Origin of the sequence: Nocardioides sp. TF02-7, assembly GCF_022437945.1 — a bacterium.
Classification (GTDB): domain Bacteria; phylum Actinomycetota; class Actinomycetes; order Propionibacteriales; family Nocardioidaceae; genus Nocardioides.
Map to the genome: position 1 here is coordinate 2,623,478 of NZ_CP092535.1, position 19,801 is coordinate 2,643,278.

At 71.5% G+C, this 19,801-nt stretch carries 18 protein-coding genes and 4 pseudogenes; 16 read left to right on the forward strand and 6 right to left on the reverse strand.

Features of this window, described 5'->3' with window-relative positions; genetic code table 11:
- Positions 1 to 62: 62 nt before the first annotated feature.
- The 5 genes and pseudogenes from MF408_RS13495 to MF408_RS13510 all read right to left on the reverse strand — a co-directional run bounded on the left by MF408_RS13495 (position 63) and on the right by MF408_RS13510 (position 5,473).
- A complete protein-coding gene (locus MF408_RS13495) occupies positions 63 to 1,307 on the reverse strand; it encodes an MFS transporter (protein WP_240248134.1) in 1,245 nt (414 codons plus the stop codon).
- Positions 1,304 to 2,824 carry an FAD/NAD(P)-binding oxidoreductase gene (locus MF408_RS26920; RefSeq protein WP_345893948.1) on the reverse strand — a complete coding sequence of 507 codons (1,521 nt, stop codon included), beginning with the start codon at positions 2,822 to 2,824 and terminating at the stop codon, positions 1,304 to 1,306. Before MF408_RS26920 ends, MF408_RS13495 begins: the two co-directional genes overlap by 4 nt.
- Positions 2,825 to 2,884: 60 nt before the next feature.
- Positions 2,885 to 3,670 (reverse strand): annotated as a pseudogene (locus MF408_RS26925) (FAD-binding protein); the annotation flags it as partial.
- Positions 3,671 to 3,773: 103 nt separating this feature from the next.
- Positions 3,774 to 4,283 (reverse strand): annotated as a pseudogene (locus MF408_RS13505) (FAD-dependent oxidoreductase); the annotation flags it as partial.
- Positions 4,199 to 5,473 carry a cytochrome P450 gene (locus MF408_RS13510; RefSeq protein ID WP_240248136.1) on the reverse strand — a complete coding sequence of 425 codons (1,275 nt, stop codon included), beginning with the start codon at positions 5,471 to 5,473 and terminating at the stop codon, positions 4,199 to 4,201. The pseudogene MF408_RS13505 and the gene MF408_RS13510, both read right to left, overlap by 85 nt.
- Before the next feature lie 164 nt (positions 5,474 to 5,637).
- Between MF408_RS13510 and MF408_RS13515 the strand changes: the two genes are divergently transcribed.
- The 7 genes and pseudogenes from MF408_RS13515 to MF408_RS13545 all read left to right on the forward strand — a co-directional run bounded on the left by MF408_RS13515 (position 5,638) and on the right by MF408_RS13545 (position 11,645).
- Positions 5,638 to 5,829, forward strand: a complete 192-nt coding sequence (locus MF408_RS13515; protein WP_240248137.1) for a ferredoxin — start codon at positions 5,638 to 5,640, stop codon at positions 5,827 to 5,829.
- Positions 5,830 to 5,849: 20 nt separating this feature from the next.
- Positions 5,850 to 6,500: pseudogene (locus tag MF408_RS25455) on the forward strand (acyclic terpene utilization AtuA family protein); the annotation flags it as partial.
- Positions 6,385 to 7,170 (forward strand): acyclic terpene utilization AtuA family protein, encoded by a 786-nt coding sequence (locus MF408_RS25460; protein ID WP_275693472.1) that lies wholly within the window; start codon positions 6,385 to 6,387, stop codon positions 7,168 to 7,170. The pseudogene MF408_RS25455 and the gene MF408_RS25460, both read left to right, overlap by 116 nt.
- Positions 7,167 to 7,478 (forward strand): hypothetical protein, encoded by a 312-nt coding sequence (locus MF408_RS13525; protein WP_240248138.1) that lies wholly within the window; start codon positions 7,167 to 7,169, stop codon positions 7,476 to 7,478. Before MF408_RS25460 ends, MF408_RS13525 begins: the two co-directional genes overlap by 4 nt.
- Positions 7,475 to 8,967 (forward strand): annotated as a pseudogene (locus MF408_RS13530) (aldehyde dehydrogenase family protein). Before MF408_RS13525 ends, MF408_RS13530 begins: the two are co-directional and overlap by 4 nt.
- A gap of 415 nt (positions 8,968 to 9,382) precedes the next feature.
- Positions 9,383 to 10,495 (forward strand): AMP-binding protein, encoded by a 1,113-nt coding sequence (locus tag MF408_RS25465; protein WP_275693161.1) that lies wholly within the window; start codon positions 9,383 to 9,385, stop codon positions 10,493 to 10,495.
- Positions 10,488 to 11,645, forward strand: coding sequence for a CaiB/BaiF CoA-transferase family protein (locus MF408_RS13545; protein ID WP_240248139.1), 1,158 nt, complete (start codon positions 10,488 to 10,490; stop codon positions 11,643 to 11,645). The genes MF408_RS25465 and MF408_RS13545 overlap by 8 nt, the downstream gene beginning before the upstream one ends.
- Positions 11,646 to 11,693: 48 nt before the next feature.
- Here the strand turns inward: MF408_RS13545 and MF408_RS13550 are convergent, their stop codons facing one another.
- The gene (locus tag MF408_RS13550) at positions 11,694 to 12,722 is read right to left on the reverse strand and encodes an LLM class flavin-dependent oxidoreductase (protein ID WP_240248140.1); all 1,029 of its coding nucleotides are present in this window, start codon (positions 12,720 to 12,722) and stop codon (positions 11,694 to 11,696) included.
- A 63-nt stretch (positions 12,723 to 12,785) separates the two neighbouring features.
- Between MF408_RS13550 and MF408_RS13555 the strand changes: the two genes are divergently transcribed.
- From MF408_RS13555 to MF408_RS25475, 9 genes are all read left to right on the forward strand, one after another.
- Positions 12,786 to 14,039: a cytochrome P450 gene (locus MF408_RS13555; protein ID WP_240248141.1), complete on the forward strand. Its 1,254-nt coding sequence runs from the start codon at positions 12,786 to 12,788 to the stop codon at positions 14,037 to 14,039.
- Positions 14,036 to 14,314: a hypothetical protein gene (locus tag MF408_RS13560; RefSeq protein ID WP_240248142.1), complete on the forward strand. Its 279-nt coding sequence runs from the start codon at positions 14,036 to 14,038 to the stop codon at positions 14,312 to 14,314. The genes MF408_RS13555 and MF408_RS13560 overlap by 4 nt, the downstream gene beginning before the upstream one ends.
- Positions 14,314 to 14,988, forward strand: coding sequence for an alpha/beta hydrolase fold domain-containing protein (locus MF408_RS13565; protein ID WP_240248143.1), 675 nt, complete (start codon positions 14,314 to 14,316; stop codon positions 14,986 to 14,988). The genes MF408_RS13560 and MF408_RS13565 overlap by 1 nt, the downstream gene beginning before the upstream one ends.
- Before the next feature lie 733 nt (positions 14,989 to 15,721).
- Positions 15,722 to 16,321: an ABC transporter substrate-binding protein gene (locus MF408_RS25470; RefSeq protein WP_275693473.1), complete on the forward strand. Its 600-nt coding sequence runs from the start codon at positions 15,722 to 15,724 to the stop codon at positions 16,319 to 16,321.
- Positions 16,322 to 16,401: 80 nt separating this feature from the next.
- On the forward strand, positions 16,402 to 17,289 hold the full coding sequence (locus MF408_RS13575) for a branched-chain amino acid ABC transporter permease (protein ID WP_240248144.1): 888 nt from the start codon (positions 16,402 to 16,404) through the stop codon (positions 17,287 to 17,289).
- Positions 17,286 to 18,272 carry a branched-chain amino acid ABC transporter permease gene (locus MF408_RS13580; RefSeq protein WP_240248145.1) on the forward strand — a complete coding sequence of 329 codons (987 nt, stop codon included), beginning with the start codon at positions 17,286 to 17,288 and terminating at the stop codon, positions 18,270 to 18,272. The genes MF408_RS13575 and MF408_RS13580 overlap by 4 nt, the downstream gene beginning before the upstream one ends.
- Positions 18,269 to 19,072, forward strand: coding sequence for an ABC transporter ATP-binding protein (locus MF408_RS13585; protein ID WP_240248146.1), 804 nt, complete (start codon positions 18,269 to 18,271; stop codon positions 19,070 to 19,072). The genes MF408_RS13580 and MF408_RS13585 overlap by 4 nt, the downstream gene beginning before the upstream one ends.
- Positions 19,065 to 19,664 (forward strand): ATP-binding cassette domain-containing protein, encoded by a 600-nt coding sequence (locus MF408_RS13590; protein WP_240248147.1) that lies wholly within the window; start codon positions 19,065 to 19,067, stop codon positions 19,662 to 19,664. The genes MF408_RS13585 and MF408_RS13590 overlap by 8 nt, the downstream gene beginning before the upstream one ends.
- A complete protein-coding gene (locus tag MF408_RS25475) occupies positions 19,651 to 19,785 on the forward strand; it encodes a hypothetical protein (RefSeq protein WP_275693162.1) in 135 nt (44 codons plus the stop codon). The genes MF408_RS13590 and MF408_RS25475 overlap by 14 nt, the downstream gene beginning before the upstream one ends.
- The last annotated feature ends 16 nt before the right edge of the window (positions 19,786 to 19,801 follow it).

The window sequence follows — 19,801 nt, forward strand, 5'->3', positions numbered from 1 at the left end:
AATAATCATATGCCGTGTCAACCATGGTCGGGATGGCGCGGAGAAAGGTGTCCGGTGTGCGGTCACTCCCTGCTGAGCGACCGTCCCGGCCGGTTCGCCGCGACCACGACGAGCATCGAGAGGGTCAGGGCGAGCACGACCGAGTAGCCGAGGGTGAAGCCGCCGCTGAGGTCCTTGAGCACGCCGAGCATGAACGGGCCGAGGGCGCCGGTGAGGAAGGCGACGAGGAGCGTCATCGCGCCGAGACGGGCCGCGTCGGCCTGGTTGTCGGTCGAGTCGACGATGAGCACGAGGCCGAGGGTCGAGCCGCCGCCGACGCCGATGCCGAAGAGGGTCACCGCCGGGATCGCGAAGGCGAGCGGATCGATCAGCAGCAGGAGGATCCCGGTGGCGGTCAGGGCCGTCATCAGCACCAGCATGGGGCGGCGGTCACGGGTGAAGTCGGTGATTCCCGGCAGCGTCAGCATCGCGGCGAGCTGGACGAGCTGGAAGAGCACCAGCATCGCCGCCGCCTCGTGCGGGCTCTTGCCGAGGCTGGCGTAGAGCGGCGTCACCCAAGCCAGGCCGCTGAACCCGACGATCATGTTGCCCGTGCTGTAGAGCGTCACCCACCACGCCGTCGCCGAGCGCCAGGGCAGACGGTGGTCGACGACGACAGCGGCGGGAACCGGGGTGGCGGACGAGCCGCGCATCCTCGGTACGGCGAGCAGCCAGACCGCACCGGTGAGGGCGGCGATCGCACCCCAGGCGGCCAGGGAGGCGCGCCAGCCGCCCAGCCAGTTCTCCCACGGTACGGCGACCGCGGCGGCGATGGCGACGCCAGAGGCCAGACCGGTGGAGTAGATGCCCATGGTGAACCCGCGGATCCGCGGGACCCGGTGCCCGATGAGGGCCGGCATGAGGGACGAGATCCCGCCCATGGCGGCGCCGGCGACCGCCGCGGACGCGAACAGCAGCGGAAGCCCGCCCCACGGGAGGAGGCGGACCAGGCCGGCGGCTGCCAGCACCTGCATCATCAACCCGATCGCGACCTCCGGCCCGATCCGCGCCCCGAGCCGCTGGCCGAGCGGCGCGCACAAACCCATGAACACGACGGCGACCGACGTCAGGAGGCCGGCGGCGGTGCCGTTGAGAGGGAGGTCGCGGCCGATGTCGTCGAGCAGCGGCGGGATCGAGCCGAGGGAGGCCCGGAGGTTGAGGCCGACGACGGCGACCAGGCCGACGATCGACCAAGCCGGGAGGCCCGACCCGGTCCGCCCGCTGCGTCGGTCGTCCGTGGTGTCCGCGCGGACCGGGAGGCCGGTCACCCCGCCAACGCTGTCGGGCCGGCCGCCGCTGTCGTGCGGGCCTCGCTGACGAGGGTGCGGTACTCCATCATCCGGCGGGCCATCCCGATCAGGACCACCCCGACGAGCACGTCGTCGTGGAAGTAGCCGACGACCGCCTCGTCGGTGAGGTCGCCCTCGAGCACCCGGACGTCGTCGAGACCGAGCGTGGGGACGCCGAACGACTGCATGCGCACGCCGTACTGCTCGCTCCAGAACGTCGGGAGCGGGTCGAAGCCGCTGCTGGTGTCGACCGGCTGCCCGGCCATGCCGGCGAGCAGGCTCGCGGCGGCATGGGCCGCCATGTCGGTCGGCATCGTCCAGTGCTCGACCCGCCGGGTGCCGTAGCCGGGCACCGGGAAGCGGGCCACGTCGCCGAGCGCGACCACACCGGGCACCGGTACGCCGTCGCGCAGCGGGCGCAGGGCGCCGTCGCAGAGCACGCCGTCGGACAGGTCCAAGCCCTGCCCCTCCAGCCACTCGACGTTGGCGGTGGAGCCCGCTGCCTCGACGACGACGTCGGCGGCGATCCGGTTGCCGTGGTCGAGGACGACCTCCAGGTGCTCACCGGCCTCCTCGACCGCGACGATGGTGCGGCCGAGCGAGAACCGTACGCCGCGCGCCTCGTGCCGGCGCTGGACCTCGCGGCCGACGACCTCGCCCACCGCGCGCTGCAGCGGGGCGTCCAGCGGCTCGACCACCGTGACGTCGCAGCCGATGCCGACAGCGGTGGCTGCGACCTCGCAACCGATGAAGCCGGCTCCGACCACGACCACGCGGGTGCCGGGGAGGAGGTTGCGGGCGAGCCGCTCCGAGTCCTCGATGGTCCGGATGGCGTGCCGCACGGAGGGGTCGCAGCCGAGCTCGAGCCGCCGGGCCCGGACGCCGGTGGCGACCACCAGCCCGCCGTACTCGATGGTGCTGCCGTCGGCGAGCCGGACCACGCGCGCGTCGAGGTCGACACCGGTGGCCCGGGTGCCGAGCCGCCACTCCACGTCCTCGGTCGCCGGACGCTGCCGGAACGCGAGCTTGTCGACGGTGACGGCGCCGCGCAGGAGCTCCTTGGAGAGGGGCGGCCGGTTGTACGGCGGGTGCGGCTCCTCGCCGATCACCGTGATCGGACCGACATGGCCGGCCGCCCGCAGCCGCTCGGCAGCGCGCAGGCCCGACAACCCCGCACCCACCACCACGACCCGCTCGCTGCTCACCGTCGCACCTCCGTGTTCTCGAGACCGGCCGGGACCCCGGCCGCAGCACGTCCGGCTCGGTAGCCGAAGACCATGGCAGGACCGAGCGTGCCGCCCGCGCCGCCGTAGACCATCCCGGTGGGGCCCGCCATCGCGTTGCCGGCGGCGAGCAGGCCGGGGATCACGCCACCGTCGACGTCGAGCACGCGGCCGTCGACGTCCGTGCGAGGTCCGCCCTTGGTGCCGAGCGTCGAAGGGACCAGCTCCACCGCGTAGTACGGGCCCTGGTCGAGGGGGGCCGAGGGTCGCCATCGGGCCGGGGTACTGGCTCCGGTCGCCGCACCAGCCGTCATAGGCACTGTCGCCGCGGTTGAAGTCGTCGTCGTGGCCGGCCGCCACCATCTCGTTCCACCGGGCCACCGTCGCCGCGAGCGCGTCGCCCGGGACGCCGAGCCGGTCGGCGAGGGCGGCCAGGGTGTCGGCGCGGGTGACGTGGTCGGGGACCGGCGTGCCCGGCCCGTTGCCGAAGCAGCCGTAGCGCTGGACGAAGCCCTCGTCGAAGACCAGCCAGCAGGGCGTGTTGACGTAGCGGAACCCGGTCGGGTCGAACGCGTGGAACGCGCCGCCCAGTGCGTTGTAGTTGGCGGCCTCGTTGGTGAAGCGGACGCCCTGGTCGTTGACGATGATCGAGCGGGGCAGGGTGCGCTCGCGCAGCACCAGGTAGACGTTGTTGCCGCCGACCGGTCGCTCTCCCGGCAGTTGCATCACCGGCACCCACCAGGCCTCGCGCATGTTGCCGAGCTGGGCGCCGACCCGCATCGCCATCCGCAGGCCGTCGCCGGTGTTGGTCGGCACGCCCGCGGGGGAGCGCATCGGGCCGCGCAGGAAGTCGCGGACCAGGTCGGCGTCGTACTCGAAGCCGCCCGTGGCAAGTACGACTGCCTTCGCCCGCACCTGCCTGCCGTCCTCGAACGCGACGCCGACGACCCGGCCGTCGTCGGTCAGCAACCGGACGGCGCGAGCGCCCGTCACCGGCTCCACCCCGTGCTCGAGGCAGCCGGCGAGCAGGCTGCCGACGAGCGCCCGGCCGAGCCCCCTCGACCAGGCGCTCCTCGCGGTCGGCCAGGACCTCGGGGTCGACCACGCCGGTGCCACCCCCGATCGGGGTGTCGGTGACGTTCATCCGTCGCGGCGTGCCGATGACCCGGTCGACCCACTCCGGGATGTCGGCGAAGGAGAACAGCCTCGGCTCGACGGAGCGACCGCCCTGCGGCTTGCCGCCCGGGTGCTCCGGGTGGTAGTCGGGAAAGCCCGGCACGAGCTGGAAGTGCGACGGCGTCTTGGTCTCCAGCCACTCCGTCAGCTCGTCGACGGTGTCGACGAACGCCTCGGCCAGCTCGGGGAGGATCATTCCGTGGGACAGCGCCTCGAGGTAGGCGAGGCCGTCCTCGCGGGAGTCCGCCACGCCAACCGCGCGGCCGTAGCGGTTGTCGGGCAACCACACCACCGCGCTCGCCAGCGCGGTGGTGCCGCCCACCTTGTCGCCCTTCTCGAACAGGCCGACGCGCGCGCCGGCCGTCGCGGCCGCGAGCGCGGCTGTCAGACCGGCGGCGCCGGTCCCGAGCACGACGACGTCGTAGTCCTCCACGGTGATCCCCTCTGGCCCTCTCCCCGGATGTCCGGCGGTCAGTAACGGATGTCGGCGGGCTTCTGCGCGTCCGCCGGCAACAGTCGCTCGCCCGGCGTGAACGTGGCCGGGATCGACTTCCACCCGGTGTTGGTGCCCTGGTGGGGGTACGGCTCGAGCGCGGACTCGTCGATCACGTAGTCACCCATCCGGGTCAGGATCTGCGTCAGCATCTCCTTGGCCATCGCCCGGCCGAGGTGGGAACCAGCGCACCGGTGGATGCCGATGCCGAACGCCGTGTGCCGGTTGGGCCACCGCTCGATGTCGACCTCGTCGGGGTTCTCGAACTGCGAGGCGTCGCGGTTGGCCGATGCCCACGACAGGAGGACACGGTCGCCCTTGTGCATCGGGCAGCCCTGGAACTCGACGTCCGTCGTCACCGTCCGGGCGAGTGCCTGGGTCGGGGAGAAGTAGCGGAGGAACTCCTCGATCGCCCGGTCCATCTTCTCCGGGTGGTCGACCAGGTCCTGCCGGACCTCCGGGTGCTGATAGAGCCAGACGACGGTGTTGCTGACGAGGGAGGCGGTGGTGCCCACGCCGCCGGAGAGCAGGAGGTCGACCATCGCGAACACCTCGTCGTCGGTCACCGGGCGGTCGTCGACCTCCTGCTGGACGAGGTAGCTGATGATGTCGTCCTTCGGGTCGGCGCGCCGCTCGGCGATGATCCGGCGGGTGACGCCCTCCAGGAACGGAAGGTCCTCCTCGACGGCCTTGCGGAAGCCCTCGGTGCCCTGGACCTCCACGAGGAGGGCGTGGAAGGCGAAGGCGTAGCGCTTCCAGTGCTCGATCGGCAGACCCAGCCAGTCGACGGTGATGATCGCCGGCACGCCGATGACCGACGTCATGTCGGCCTCGCCGGTCTCGATGATGTCGTCGATGAACTTGGTGACGAAGAACTCGACGATCTGCTCCATGCGCTCCACGTGCGCAGGGGCGGTGATCGGGTTGATGATCTTGCGCCACTTCCGGAAGTTCGGCGGGTCGATCTCGATCGGGATGTGGAACGGCGCCGGCGTCTTCGGGATGACGACCGACAGGCCCTCGCCGCCATAGCTGTTGCGCTCGGAGGAGAACGTGGCGTCGTCACGCGAGGCCTCGAAGACCTCCTGGTAGCCCGAGAGGACCCAGTACCCGCCATGTGCCTCCGACCACGCGACGGGATACTGCTCGCGGAGCGCGCGGTAGGACGCTGCCGGGTCCTTGGAGTGCTCGGCCGAGTTGTGGTCGAAGTGGACGACAGGGCAGCGGCCCTGGGTCTCTGCGGTCTCCGTCATCTGTCCGTCCTAGGTCGAGGATTTCCGAGTTCCCATGAATGTGATCATGGTTATACTCGATTCGCTCGCTGTCAATGTAGGGGACCACGTCAAGACGCACCCCGACATCCGATCGGCGGACGGCAGCCGAGCCCCCGGAGACGAGTTCGAGGGAGGACCGCAGGATGCGAGTCAAGGTCGACGACGAGCGGTGCCAGGGTCACGGCCTGTGCCGGATCAGCGCGCCGGATCTGTTCTTCGCACGCGAGGAGGACGGCAACGCCTACGTGAAGGACGAGAACGTGCCTGCGGGCAAGGAGGACGAGGCGCAGCTGGCGGCGGACAGCTGCCCGGAGCTGGCGATCGAGGTCGAGTGACCGGCGCCTCCGCTCCGGGGGTGCTCAGCCTGGGCGCTGGGTCGGCGTACGCCGACGACCGGCTCGACTCCGTGCTGGCGATGGCACGGAGCGGTCGGGTGCGCTACATCGGCTTCGATTGCCTCGCCGAGCGCACGATGGCCCTCGCCCAGCTGCGGCGCCAGCAGGACCCCCGGGCCGGTCAGGACCGGCGGATCGCCGAGCTGGTGCCGTTGCTGACGGACTTCCTCGCCGCCGGCGGCAAGGTGGTCGGCAACTTCGGCGCCGCCAACCCGGACGCAGCGCGGGAGGACTTCGAGCGCGCCCTGAAGGAGGCCGGCCTCGCCGGCGTCCGGATCGGTGTCATCCACGGTGACGACGTCCGTGACGTCGTCCGGGACCTCGACGCGGAGCTCCCCGAGCTCGGCACGACGGTCGGCGCTCTCGGTGACCGGCTGGTCTCGGCCAACGCCTACCTCGGCGCCGACGGGATCGTCGACTGCCTCCGCGACGGCGCGCAGGTCGTGCTCGGTGGGCGCCTGGCCGACCCGTCACTCTTCGTCGGCCCCCTCTGCCATGAGCTCGGCTGGGACCTCGACGACTGGGACCGGGTGGGCCACGCGACGATGGTCGGCCACCTCCTGGAGTGCGGTGTCCACTCCACGGGCGGCAACTTCGAGGACCCGCCGTACCGCGTCGTGCCCGGTGCGCACGACCTCGGGTTCCCCGATCGCCGACGTCGAGGACGGCTCCGTCGTCGTCACCAAGCTGCCCGGCACCGGCGGGCTGGTGGACGCGATGACGATGAAGACGCAGCTCTACTACGAGATCCACGACCCCACCCGCTACCTCACGCCCGACGTGACCGCGGACTTCTCCGACATCCGGGTCGAGGACCTCGGCGACGACCGGGTCCGGCTCTCGGGCGCACGCGGCCGGCCGCGGCCGGAGACCCTGAAGGCGCTGGTCGGGGTCGACCAGGGCTGGAAGGCCACCGGAGAGATGTCGTACGGCGGACCAGGGTGCGTCGAGCGCGCCCGCCGCGCCGAGGAGATCGTCCGCAAGCGGCTGGAGCCGTACGCCGCGGAGATCGATGACATCCGGGTCGACCTCCAGGGCGTCGACGCGCTCTTCGGCGACCAGCTGACCGGCGGTTACCCGGCCGAGGTCCGCCTCCGGTTGGCCGTGCGGACCACGTCGCGCGACGTCGCCCGTCGGGCGGCGCACGAGACCGAGCTCCTGTACTTCGGTCCGGCGGGAGGTGGCGGCAACGTCACCTCGGTCGTGCCTGCGCTGGGCGTCACGCCGGCCTACGTGCCGCGCGAGCTGGTGCCCGTCACCACGGAGGTGTACGAGACGTGAGACTGCGTGAGATCGCGGCGAGCCGGTCGGGCGACAAGGGCGACGTCAGCAACATCTGCGTGTTCGTCTACGACGAGGAGGACTACCCGTTCCTCGTCGAGCGGCTCACCGCCGACGTCGTCCGCGACCACTTCGGCGACCTGGTCCGGGGGAAGGTGACCCGCTACGAGCTCCCCAACGTGCACGGGCTCAACTTCGTGCTCGAGGAGGCGCTGGGGGGCGGCGTGTCGATGACGCTGCGGTCGGACCCGCACGGGAAGTCGTTCCAGTCGCTCGTGCTGGCCATCGAGCTGGGAGACAGGACATGAGCAGCAGCATCACGAGCGGGCCGGTGGCCGACCTCGACACCGGGGCGACGACGTACGTCGACGGTGCCTGGCAGGCCGGGGCCGGCGAGGAGTTCCTGAGCGTCGACCCGGCGACCGGTCAGGAGCTGGCCCGCTGGACCGGCTCCGACGTCGCGCAGGCCGAGGCGGCGGTGGTCGCCGCCCGGGCCTCCTTCGACGACGGGCGCTGGCGGCGACGTACGCCTGCCGAGCGGGCCGCGGTGCTGCGCCGCCTCGCCGACCTCCTGGAGAAGGACCACGAGCGGTTGGCCCGGCTGGTCACCGCCGAGGTGGGCTCGCCGATCTCGCTGGCGCGCAGCCTGCAGACGGCCACGCCGGTCGTCAACTTCCGGTGGGCGGCGGACATGGCCGAGGCCGGCCCCCGCGGCGGCTACCGCGAGCAGCTGCCCACCGCAGAGGCGCCGTTCCGCTCCGAGAGCGTCCTGCTCCGCGAGCCGGTCGGCGTCGTCTCGGCGATCACGCCGTACAACTACCCGATCAACATGATCGCGTGGAAGGTCGGCCCCGCGCTGGCGGCCGGCTGCTCGGTCGTGCTGCTCCCGTCGCCGCGCGGCACCCTGTGCACCATGGCCTTGCGCGCCTGGCCGCGGAGGCCGGCCTGCCCGACGGCGTGCTCAACGTCGTCACCGGTGGTGCCGACATCGGCCAGCTGCTCAGCTCGCACCCCGCCGTCGACATGGTCACCTTCACCGGCTCCAACGCCGTGGGCGAGGCGGTGATGAAGGCCGCGGCGCCCACGAACAAGAAGGTCGTGCTCGAGCTGGGTGGCAAGTCGCCGACGGTGGTGCTGCCCGGGGCGGACCTCGACCGCGCGGTCGGCCCGTCGTTGCTGAGGTTCTGCCGCAACGCAGGTCAGGGCTGCGGCGCGACCACGCGGATCGTGGTGCACCGCGACCAGCTCGACGAGCTCGTCGAGCGCTCCCGCCGGTTCCTCGAGGAGTCGGTGCCCGTGGGCGACCCGACCGACGAGCGCACCGAGGTCGGTCCGCTGATCTCTGCCGAGCACCGGGCGCGCGTGGAGGGTTACCTCGAACGCGCTGTCGCCGACGGCGGCCGGATCGTCGCCGGCGGCGGCCGCGTCGCCGAGCTGCCGGGCTGGTACCTGCGGCCGACGCTGGTCACCGGCGTGGACCCCGACCACGAGATCTGCCAGGACGAGCTGTTCGCCCCGGTCGCCGTGGTGCTGCCCTACGACGACCTCGACGAGGCGGTCGCGATCGCCAACAATCTGCGGTACGGGTTGAACGCCCTGGTCTGGGGCCCGCACGAGCAGGCGGTCGAGGTCGCGATGCGGCTGGAGTCCGGCACCGTCGCCATCAACGGCGGAGGCGGCTCCCGCCCCGACGTGCCGTGGGTGGGCGCGAAGCAATCGGGTGTCGGCATGGAGATGGGAACCGACGGGTTCGCCGAGTTCTTCACGGTCAAGCACCTCCAGTGGGCGGCCGGATGACCGTGCAGCCGGGACTCGGGCGCGACGTCCGGTGGTTGGTCGACCGGTGGGCGCAGCTGGCTCCCGACCGGCCGTTCCTGGTCTGGGCCCCGTTCGACGACGACCCGCGAACATGGACCCGGCTGGAGTACGCCGTTGCCGTCGCTCGGCTTGCCGGCGCCCTGCGGCGCCGGGGGGTTGGCGCCGGGCGACCGCCTGGCACTGGTGCTCCCGAACGGCCCGGAGTTCCTGCTCGCGTGGACGGCCGCGGCGCTTGCCGGCGCGGCCGCCGTCTGCCTGAACCCGCGGGCGAGCCGCGACGAGCTCGGGTACGCGCTCGAGCACAGCGGCGCCTCGCTGGTGCTCACCGACGAGGACCGAGCCGACGACGTGGCCGCGGTGACCACGGCGCGCGTGCTGCTGACGACAGGTGCCGGTGCGGACGCCGTACCGGCCCTCCTGGGAGGAGGAACCGCTGTCGCCCGCGGCGTCGGCGCCGTGGGACGCGGCAGCCAGCATCCAGTACACCTCAGGGACGACCGCGCGTCCGAAGGCGGTGGTCTGGTCGCAGGCCAACTGCCTGTGGGCGGGCCAGGTCGGCGCCGCGCACCAGCGGCTCGGCCCCGACGACGTCAACCTCGTGCACCTGCCGCTCTTCCACACCAACGCGCTGTCCTACTCCTTCCTCTCCTCGTTGTGGTCCGGCGGCGCGGTCGTGCTGCAGCCGCGGTTCTCGGCGTCGCGGTTCTGGTCGACGGCCGTGGAGCACGGCGTCACCTGGACCTCGGTCGTCTCCTTCTGCCTGCGCGCGCTGGCCGACCGGCCGGTGCCGGAGCGACACACCTTCCGCGGGTGGGCCAACAGCGCCGTCGTCGACGCCGGGCCGGTCACCGGTGGAGTGCCGGTGATGGGCTGGTTCGGGATGACCGAGACCGTCAGCCACCCGGTCGTCAGCGACCCGCTGCTCGGCGGGCCGGCCGGCAGCATGGGCCGGGCCGCGCCGGAGTACGGCGTGCGCCTGGTCGCCGACGACGGCGCCGTCCTCGGGCCCGGCGCCACCGGGGAGCTCCAGGTGCTCGGCCGGCGCGGGGTGTCCCTCTTCACGGAGTACCTGCACGCGCCGGAGCAGACCGCGGCCGCCTTCACCGCCGACGGCTGGTTCCGCACAGGGGACCGGGTGCGCCTCGACGAGGACGGTCACTGGTGGTTCGTCGAACGGGACAAGGACGTGCTCAAGGTGGGCGGCGAGAACGTCGGGGCGCCGGAGATCGAGCGGGTCCTGCTCCGCGCCAGCGGCGTGCGGGAGGCGGTGGTGGTCGGTCGGCCGGACCCGATGCTCGGGGAGGTGCCGGTGGCGTTCGTGCTGCCGACGAGCGGCGGTGGCGTGGACCTCGCCACCCTCGAGGCGGCCTGCGAGCGCGAGCTCACGCCGTACAAGCGGCCACGGGAGATCCGGGTCGTCGACGAGCTCCCGCGCTCCACCCTCGACAAGGTAGCCAAGGCGGTGCTGCGCGAGCGGCTCCGTCAGGAGGTGGAGGTCGATGCCTGACGGCCCGCTCGCGGGTGTCCGCGTGGTCGAGCTGGCCGGCATCGGCCCCGGACCGTTCGCCGTGATGCTCCTCGCCGACATGGGTGCCGACGTGGTGCGGGTCGACCGGGTCACCGGCCCGGGCGCCGACTACACGCCGAACCCCGTCATCGAACGGGGGCGGCGCTCGATCGCGCTGGACCTGAAGTCCGACGACGGGGTCGCGGTCCTGCTCGACCTGGTCGCGACCGCCGACGTGCTCGTGGAGAGCTATCGGCCCGGCGTCGCCGAGCGGCTCGGGTTCGGCCCCGACGTGTGCCTGGACCGCAACCCGGCGCTCGTCTACGGCCGACTCTCGGCCTGGGGACAGGACGGGCCGTGGGCGCAGGTCGTCGGGCACGACATCAACTACATCGGCCTGACCGGTGCGCTGCACGCGATCGGGCGAGCGGGGGAGCGACCGGTGCCACCGCTCAACCTGGTGGGGGACTTCGGCGGTGCCGCCGCCTCCCTCGCCTTCGGCGTGGTGTGCGCGCTGTGGGAGTCCAACGGGTCGGGCCGCGGCCAGGTCGTCGACGCCAACGTGCTCGAGTCGACCGCCGGACTGATGGGCCTGATCCACGGGTTGCGCGCCGAGGGCCGCTGGACCCTCGAGCGCGGCGCCAACCTGCTCGACACCGGTGCACCGTTCTACGACGTGTACACCTGCGCCGACGGGCGCTGGATGGCGTTCGGTGCGGTCGAGGAGCGGTTCTTCCTCAACGCCCTGGACGTGCTCGGACTGGGCGACCGGGAGGACCTGCGCGGCTCGCACAAGGACCGCGGCCGCTGGCCCGCGCTCCGCGAGGCGCTCGTCGAGGCGTTCGCCACCCGCACCCGCGACGAGTGGGCGGCCGCGTTCGACGGTGTGGAGTCCTGCGTCACCCCGGTCCTCGACCTCGACGAGGCCGTGGCCCACGACCAGGCGGTCGCTCGTGACGGCTACGCCCCGATCGCCGGGACGGAGTACCACCAGGCGGTGCCGGCGCCGCGGTTCAGCCGCTCGGCCACGCCGCTCCCCGCCCCGCCGCCGACACCCGGCGCCGACACCACCGCGGTGCTCGAGGAGCTCGGCTACGCCGTCGACCGGGTCCGGGCCCTGCGCGACGCGGGAGTGGTCGCCGGGCCTTGACGCAGCGGGTGCCGGCCGGTCAGCGCGTCGGCCCCGAGACCGCGCGCCTCAGTCGCGGACGACCCGGTCGACGCTCTTGATGTCGCGGACGGCGGGGACGATGTCGCGGCCGAGGTCGTCGAGGTAGGCGACCACCTCGTCGGACGACATGTGGGGCCACTGGGCGCGGACGAGGATGGTGTCGATCGGGGCGACGGCGGCCATCTCGGAGATCTGGGCGACGCACTCGTCGGGCGTGCCGATGAACGTCTCCTTGCGGGCGACCTCCCGGAACTCGCGGCTGATCTCGTTCGCGTCGCGGGTGGCGAGCTGCCGGTTCGCGTAGGCGAGCAGCCGGTCCTTCGCCATCTTCTCGAACCGGTCGAACGCCGCGTCGGTCGTGGGGGCCGGGATGATCTCGCGGCGCAGGGGGTGCTTGACCTGCGGCCGGCCGAGCCGTTCGCGCTCGTCCTCGTAGATGCTGAGCAGGCGCACCATCTCCGGCAGCCGGGTCTCCGGGGTGATCGGCCAGCCGTCGCCGAGCCGCGCCGAGCGACGGACCCCGTGGTCCTTGAGGGCCCCGATCCAGATCGGCGGGTGCGGGTCCTGCCAGGGGCGGATGTGGGGGTGACCGTCCTCCACGGTCCAGAACTTGCCGCGGAAGTCGACGACCTCGTCGGTCCAGGTCGACTTCATCAGCGCGATCGCCTCGTCGAACATTGCGAACCGCTGCGAGAAGTCGACGCCGAGGGCGGTGAACTCGTCCTCCCGGTAGCCGGCGCCGGCGCCGACCACCAGCTTGCCGCGGGTCAGTATGTCGAGGGTGGCGAGGTCCTCGGCCAGCATCACCGGGTGGTAGAGCGGGACCTGCACGACGGTGGTCGCCAGCGTGACGTCCTCGTCCAGCTCGGCCGCGATCCTCGCCAGGGTCGGGATGGGCTGCAACCAGCGGAGGTCGCCGTAGAGGAAGTGCTGCCCCATCGTGATGTGACGGACCCCGTTACGCTGCGCGGCGTCGACCTGTCGCAGCAGGCCGTCGAGGTGGTCACGAGGCGAGACGCTGCCGTGCACGTCTCCGAGGATCACGCCGATCTGCACGCGAGGGCTCCTTCCGGCTCGGTATATACCTATCATAGTCATAGATATTGGGAGGAGCATCACATGACCGAGCGCCCCGGCTGTCCGATCGTCGGCTTCGACCACAACGCGCCCGAGCACAGTGCCGACCCCGTGGCGTCGTTCCGAAGGGTGCGCGAGCAGGCGCCGGTCGCGTGGACCGAGGCGCAGGGCGGGTTCTGGGTGCTCAGCGACTACGCCTCGGTCTTCGAGGCAGCCCGCAACCACGAGGTGTTCTCCTCCGCCCGCAGCTCGCACGGCGGCGAGGGCCTCAACAACGTCATCCCGAAGGCCCCGTCGCGGTTGCACATCCCCGTCGAGCTGGACCCGCCGGAGCACCGGTCCTACCGCAAGCTCATCAACACGCTCACCGCGCCGGCCGCGGTGGCGGAGCTGCAGCCGATGATCGACCGGTGGACCACCTGGTTCATCGACGAGGTCATCGAGGCGGGGGCGTGCGACCTGGCCTCGGTGATCGGCGTCCCCGCGGTCGTCACCCTGGACTGGCTCGGGATGGACGTCTCCGAGTGGCGTCGGTTCACCAGCGCGCTGCACGCGCCGTTGGCCGAGATGCGTGGCAGCGAGGCATACCGGCGTGCCGTCGAGGAGGACGTCCCGTGGATGCAGGAGCGGATCAACGAGACGATCCGCGAGCGTCGCGCCGCCCCGGGCGACGACGTCGTCAGCTACTTCCTGGCCCAGTCGGTCGACGGCCGGCCGATCACCGACGAGGAGGTCTACTCGATCGTAGAGCTGCTCATCAGCGGGGGCGTCGGCACGACGGCCTCGCTGGTCAGCCAGACCCTCGTCCACCTGTCGCAGCACCCCGAGCAGCGGCAGCGCCTGCTCGACCAGCCGGAGCTGATGGAGCGTGCGGTGGAGGAGTTCCTCCGCGCGTTCGCGCCGACGCAGGCGATGGCCCGGACCGCGCTCGACGACGTCGAGCTGCGCGGCTGCCCGATCCGGGAGGGGGACCGGGTGCTGCTGGCATGGGCTTCTGCCAACCGCGACCCGGCCCAGTTCGACCGGCCGGACGAGGTCGTCCTCGATCGTTGGCCCAATCGGCACACCGCCTTCGGGATGGGTGTCCACCGGTGCGCGGGAGCGCACCTGGCGCGCGCCATGGCGCGCACCATGATCGGCCAGGTCGTCGAGCGGATGCCGGACTACGTCGTGGATCTCGCCAACGCGCGCACGTACCCCCACCAGGGGGTCAACGCCGGCTACGTCAGCATCCCCGCCACCTTCACCCCCGGCCGCCGTCGCGGACCGGCCGCCGGGACCGGGAGCCGGCCGTGAGCTTCCGCTACGAAGAGCGGCTGGACCCCGAGGTCGCATCGGCTCTCGACGCGGTGCCGCGATACGAGCTGATCGACATCCCCGCCGACCGGGCGCGCCGACGGCAGCTCGCCGCGAGCAGCGCGGCGGTGGCCGCGCCGGTCGACGGCGTGGTCCTGACCACCCAGGTCCTGCCCGGGCGAGCGCCGGGGGTGTGCCCGTGCGGGTGCACCGGCCGGAGCGACCGCACGTCGGCGCCGGCAGGCTGCTGTGGCTGCACGGTGGCGGTCACGTGATGGGGGAGGCGGCCCAGGACGACTGGTTGATGGCCGAGGTCGTCGCCGCCACCGGGTGCACGGCCGTCGCCGTCGAGTGGCGACGAGCGCCGGAGGACCCCTATCCCGCTGCGTTCCACGACGCGGTGGACGCCCTCCGCTGGTTGGCGGCGATCGACGGCGGTCCGTTGGTCGTGGGGGGCGCGAGCTCCGGGGGCGGGCTCGCTGCGGGAGTCGTGCTCTGGGCCCGTGACTCGGGAGAGGTGGTGCTCGACGGCCAGCTGCTGATCTACCCGATGCTGGACGACCGGCTGCAGACCGGCTCGGCGCGGTCGGTCACCGACTCGCGGGTGTGGAACCGAGACCTCAACCGGCGGGCCTGGGCCGCCTACCTCCGCGGGGTCGAGCCCGGCGCGGAGGTGCCGTCGTACGCCGCGCCGGCGCGGGCCGCAGACCTCGCCGGGCTGCCCCCGACCTGGCTGGGCACGGCCGAGCTCGACGCCTTCGTCGACGAGAACCTCGAGTACGCCGCGCGCCTGCTGGCAGCCGGGGTCTCGACGGAGCTCCATGTCTACCCGGGCGCGGTGCACGGGTTCGACCTCTTCGCTCCGGCCGCGGCCGTGTCCCGGCGGTTCGCGCAGGAGCGCCGCGCGGCGTTCCAGCGGCTGCTCGGGTCCGGCAGCGCAGAGTGCTGAGCGCGGGTCCGGCCGGAACCAGCATTTTTTGACGCTCCGGTCTCTGGACAAGGCCATGCGCGGCGTCCTATGGTGTGCGTCACATGCGAATGATGCGCATCAATATCAAGGAAAAATCGAGGAGGCATCATGGGCCGGATCATCGGACGCCACGCGCGTCGGGGGGCCACCGCCGGAGTGGCGCTCGCAGCGCTGCTGACACTCGCCGCGTGCGGCGGTGAGAGCGGCGGCGGCGGGCCGGCCGCCACCGATGAGCTGCCAGAGACGATCAACGTCGTCTCGATCAACCCCACGACCGGGGTCGTCGCGTTCGCCGGTGAGTCCGCGAACAAGGGCTACGAGCTCGCGATCAAGGAGATCAACGAGTCCGACTTCCTCGAGGGCAGCGAGATCAGCCTCGAGCTCAAGGACACCAAGAGCGAGCCGCAGACGGCCGCGCAGGAGATGACGAAGGCCACCACGTCCGGCGAGATCTCGGCGGTGTTCGGCTCGGTCTCGAGCAACGAGGCGGTCGCAATGTCACCGCTGGCCGAGCAGCAGAAGATGCCGACGATCTACACCCAGGCAGGGTCCGACGGCGTCGTGGTCGGCGACTACACCTGGCGCGCCACGCCCTTGATGCGCGAGTACTACACGAACCTGTCGAAGTTCCTCGAGGACAGCGGAGCCAAGACTCTCGGCATCGTCTACACCGAGGCGACCCCCCACCCTGCAGGACATCGGCAAGAACACCCTGCCGGCGATGGCCGAGGAGCTCGGTATCGAGGTGACCGCCTCGGTCGGCACCCAGGCCACCACCCAGGACTTCTCCGCTCCGATCTCGCAGGTCCTGGACACCGACCCCGACCTGGTGTCGGTGCTGCTGGTCGGCGCACAGAACCCGACGGCGATGACGCAGCTCCGCCAGGCGGGCTACGACGGCCCGGTCGTCGGCAACTCCGGCGCCAGCGCGGGCAACCTCGACCCGGCCGGCGACGATGCCAGCGGCATGGTGTGGGCGGCCGACTTCAACTTCCAGATGTCCGCGCCGTCGAGCCAGGAGTTCGTGAAGGCCTACCGCGACGAGTACGGGGAGGACCCGCTCAACTACGCCGCCGAGGCCTACGACGCGGCCTGGTTCCTCGCCCGCGCGCTGAAGGACGCCGGCTCCGCGGACCGCGAGTCGGTGAAGGACTCGATGCACGAGCTCGCCGAGGAGCCGTTCGACGGCGCCCTGGGCACCGACCTCCGCTGGGAGGACCAGGACCTGGTCGTCCCGGGTGTCGTGGTCGAGTACCGCGACGGCAAGGAGATCCTGCTCTACGAGGGCACGGGCGAGGACTCCGCCGAGTGACGTGACGCCGGTACGGCGGGGCGTGCCCCCGCCGTACCGGCACCCCTTTCCGACACCGACCGAACTCGATTGGAGGAGCCGTGCAGGACCTCTTGAGCGTCGTGACGCTGGGCTCCATCTACCTGCTCTTCGCCCTGGGGATGAGTCTCACCTGGGGCACCATCGACATCCTCAACTTCTCCCACGGGTCGATCTTCATGTTCTCGGTCTTCACCGGGTACCTGATCCTCGACCTGACGACGCTCCCGTTCCTGCCCGTCCTCCTCATCGGCGTCGCAGTCGGAGCACTGATGTCCCTGCTCGTCCAGGTGCTCGCGTTCGAGCAGATCCTGAAACGGGCGACCAACAAGAAGACCGCCGAGATGCAGATCCTGATCGGCGGGATCGGCGTGGCGATCATCCCGCTGGCGATCGCCCAGCACCATACGAAGTCCAACCCGTTCGGCCTGCGCGAGTCCAGCTTCGAGCTGCACACGTGGGTGGTCGGGGACCTGCGGATCACGAACATCGCGGCGATCACCGTCGTCACCGCCGCCATCCTGTGGGTGGCGATGGCGCTCTGGCTGCGCCGCTCGCGGCAGGGGCTCGCGCTCCGGGCGATCGGCGTCGACACCGAGGTGGCCTCGCTGATGGGGGTCCACCGTCGTCGCCTCGCCCTGGCGACGATGGCGGTCTCCGGCGCCCTCGCCGGCCTGGCGGGGATGCTGTTCACCTTCAGCCTCGGCGCGATCACACCGGAGAGCGGTGACACGCTGCTCGTGAAGGCGTTCGCCTGCATCATCCTCGGCGGCATCGGGAGCATGCGCGGCGTCCTGTTCGGCTCCTACTTCCTGGCCGCCTGCGAGGTCTGGGTCCTCACCCAGACCAGCGGGTCGTGGGTCGAGGCCGTCTCCTTCGGCCTCATCTTCCTCGTCCTGCTGATCCGTCCGACAGGCGTCTTCGGGCGCAAGGAGGTGCGTCGCACATGAGCTGGTACGACACCAACCTGGTCCTCATCCAGGCCACCATCACCGGCCTGCTGCTCGCGCTGAGCATCCAGATCCCACTGCGGATGGGTGTCTTCTCGTTCGCAGGCGTCGGTGCCTACGGGTTCGGGTGCTACGCCGGGGCGGTGCTGGTGCTCGACCACCAGATGGCGGCGCTGCCCACGATCCTGGTCACGACCCTCGCCGGCGGGCTGATCGTGCTGGTGCTCGGTCTGTTCATCAACCGTCTCAACGGCCTGACACTCGCGATGGCGACCGTGGCGTTCGACCTGATCATCGGGGTCGTCGCCGTCAACGGAGGCGAGACCACCGGCGGCGCGACCGGCCGCTACGGCGTCATCTCCGACTTCACGATGGGCCACATGTGGACGATCCTCGTGGTCGTCATGGTGCTGGTCGCGCTCAGCGAGCGCGGCAAGCTCGGCCGCCGGATCGACGCCGTCCGCGACGACCCCGAGCTCGCCTCCTCGGTGGGCATCCGGGTCTACAACTACCGGCTCGCGGCGTTCTTCGTCAGCGGCCTGCTCGGGGCAGCGGCGGGCGCGATGAACATCCTGGTGCGCAGCGCGATCACGCCGCTCGACATCGGCTTCCACCTGATCGTCCTCGCGCTGACGATGATCATCGTCGGTGGCTCGCTGTCCTGGAAGGGGGCCGTCATCGGTGCCGTCGTCTTCACCTGGCTGCCGGACGTCCTCCAGGTCATCGGCGAGTGGCAGGAGCTGGTCTACGGCGTGATCGTGGCCGTCGCCGCGGTGCTGATGCCGCGCGGCATCTACGGCCTCTACGTCGAGGCCAAGCGGGCGGTGCTCCGCAGACGCAGGACCCGCCGGGGCGCGGTGCGGGCTGCGGTGGCGGCAGAGCGCGCCCGGACGACCGACGACGACGAGGCACTCGCCGAGATGGAGGACGACCTCGGGTCGCCCTCGGTCACGCCGGGCGGGTCGATGGGAGCGAACCTGTGACCACCAGTGCGAACGAGAGGGTCGCGCACGCGCCCGACAGCGGGACGCCCGTCTTCGAGGCGCGCGACGTCAAGGTCTACTTCGGCGGCGTGAAGGCGGTCGACGGCGTCTCGCTGAAGCTGATGCCCGGGCTGATCTACGGGATCATCGGACCCAACGGATCCGGCAAGAGCACACTGATCGGCGCGATGACGCGGTTGACGAAGCTCACCAGCGGTGAGCTGCTGTTCGACGGCGAGCCGTACCACAACGCCTCGGCCTCGTCGATCGCCCGCAAGCGGGTCGCGCGGACGTTCCAGACCGTTCGGCTGCTGCCGGACCTCGACGTTCGCGACAACATCCGGCTGGGCGCGGACGGACGGCAGGACGAGCGCCCGAACCTGCTGTCCCGCATCCTCGGGATCGGCGGCTCGCCCGCGACCGACGACGCCATCGACAAGGCCCAGCTGCACGGGTTCGAGTCGTTCTACCCCTCCGAGCTGTCCTACGGGACCCAGCGGCGGGTGGAGATCGCCCGGGCGATCTCCACGAACCCGCGGCTCCTCCTGCTCGACGAGCCGACCGCCGGGATGAACCAGACCGAGCGGGCGGAGATCAGCCAGCTGATGAAGTCGCTCAAGAACGACGGGCTCTGCCAGCTGCTGGTCGAGCACGACGTCCAGATGATGATCGACACCTGCGACCACGTCTTCGCGATGAACTTCGGGAAGCTGATCGCGGAGGGCCGTCCGGAGGACGTCGTCCGCGATCCCCAGGTCCAGGAGGCCTACCTCGGAAGGAAGTGGCGCGAGCATGCTTGAGGTCGAGGACCTGCACGTCAGCTACGGCAAGGTGAATGCGGTGCGCGGCATCTCGATGTCCGCCCACCCGGGGAAGATCACGCTGGTGCTCGGCGCGAACGGCGCCGGCAAGACGACGTCGATGAACGCGATCGCCGGGCTGCTCAAGCCGGACTCCGGTCGGGTGGAGCTGCAGGGCAGGTCGATCGCCGGCACCCCGCCGCACAAGATCGTGCGACTCGGCATGGCGCTGGTGCCCGAGGGGCGGCGCATCTTCGGACCGCTCACGGTCGCGGAGAACCTGCGGATGGGCGCCTACACCACCAGGTCCGGCTTCGACGAGACGCTCGCCCGGGTCCACGAGATGTTCCCCATCCTGAAGGAGCGGGCCGGCTCGCCCGCAGGACTGCTCAGCGGCGGCGAGCAGCAGATGCTGGCCTTCGGCCGGGCCCCTCATGTCCCAGCCGAAGGTGATGCTGCTCGACGAGCCGTCGATGGGCCTGGCGCCCGCGGTGGTCGACTCGATCCTCGCCAAGGTCCGCGACATGGCCGACTCCGGCATCGCCATCTTGATGGTCGAGCAGAACGCCGAGGCCGGGATGGCGATCGCTGACGACGTAGTGGCGGTCGCGCGCGGTGAGGTCGTCTACAGCGGCCAGGCCGGTGAGGCCCGCAACCACGCGTCGGTGCTGCGCGCGTTCCTCGGCGAGGCGGCGCTCGCCGAGAACCACTGAGCCGGGTGGAGGTCCT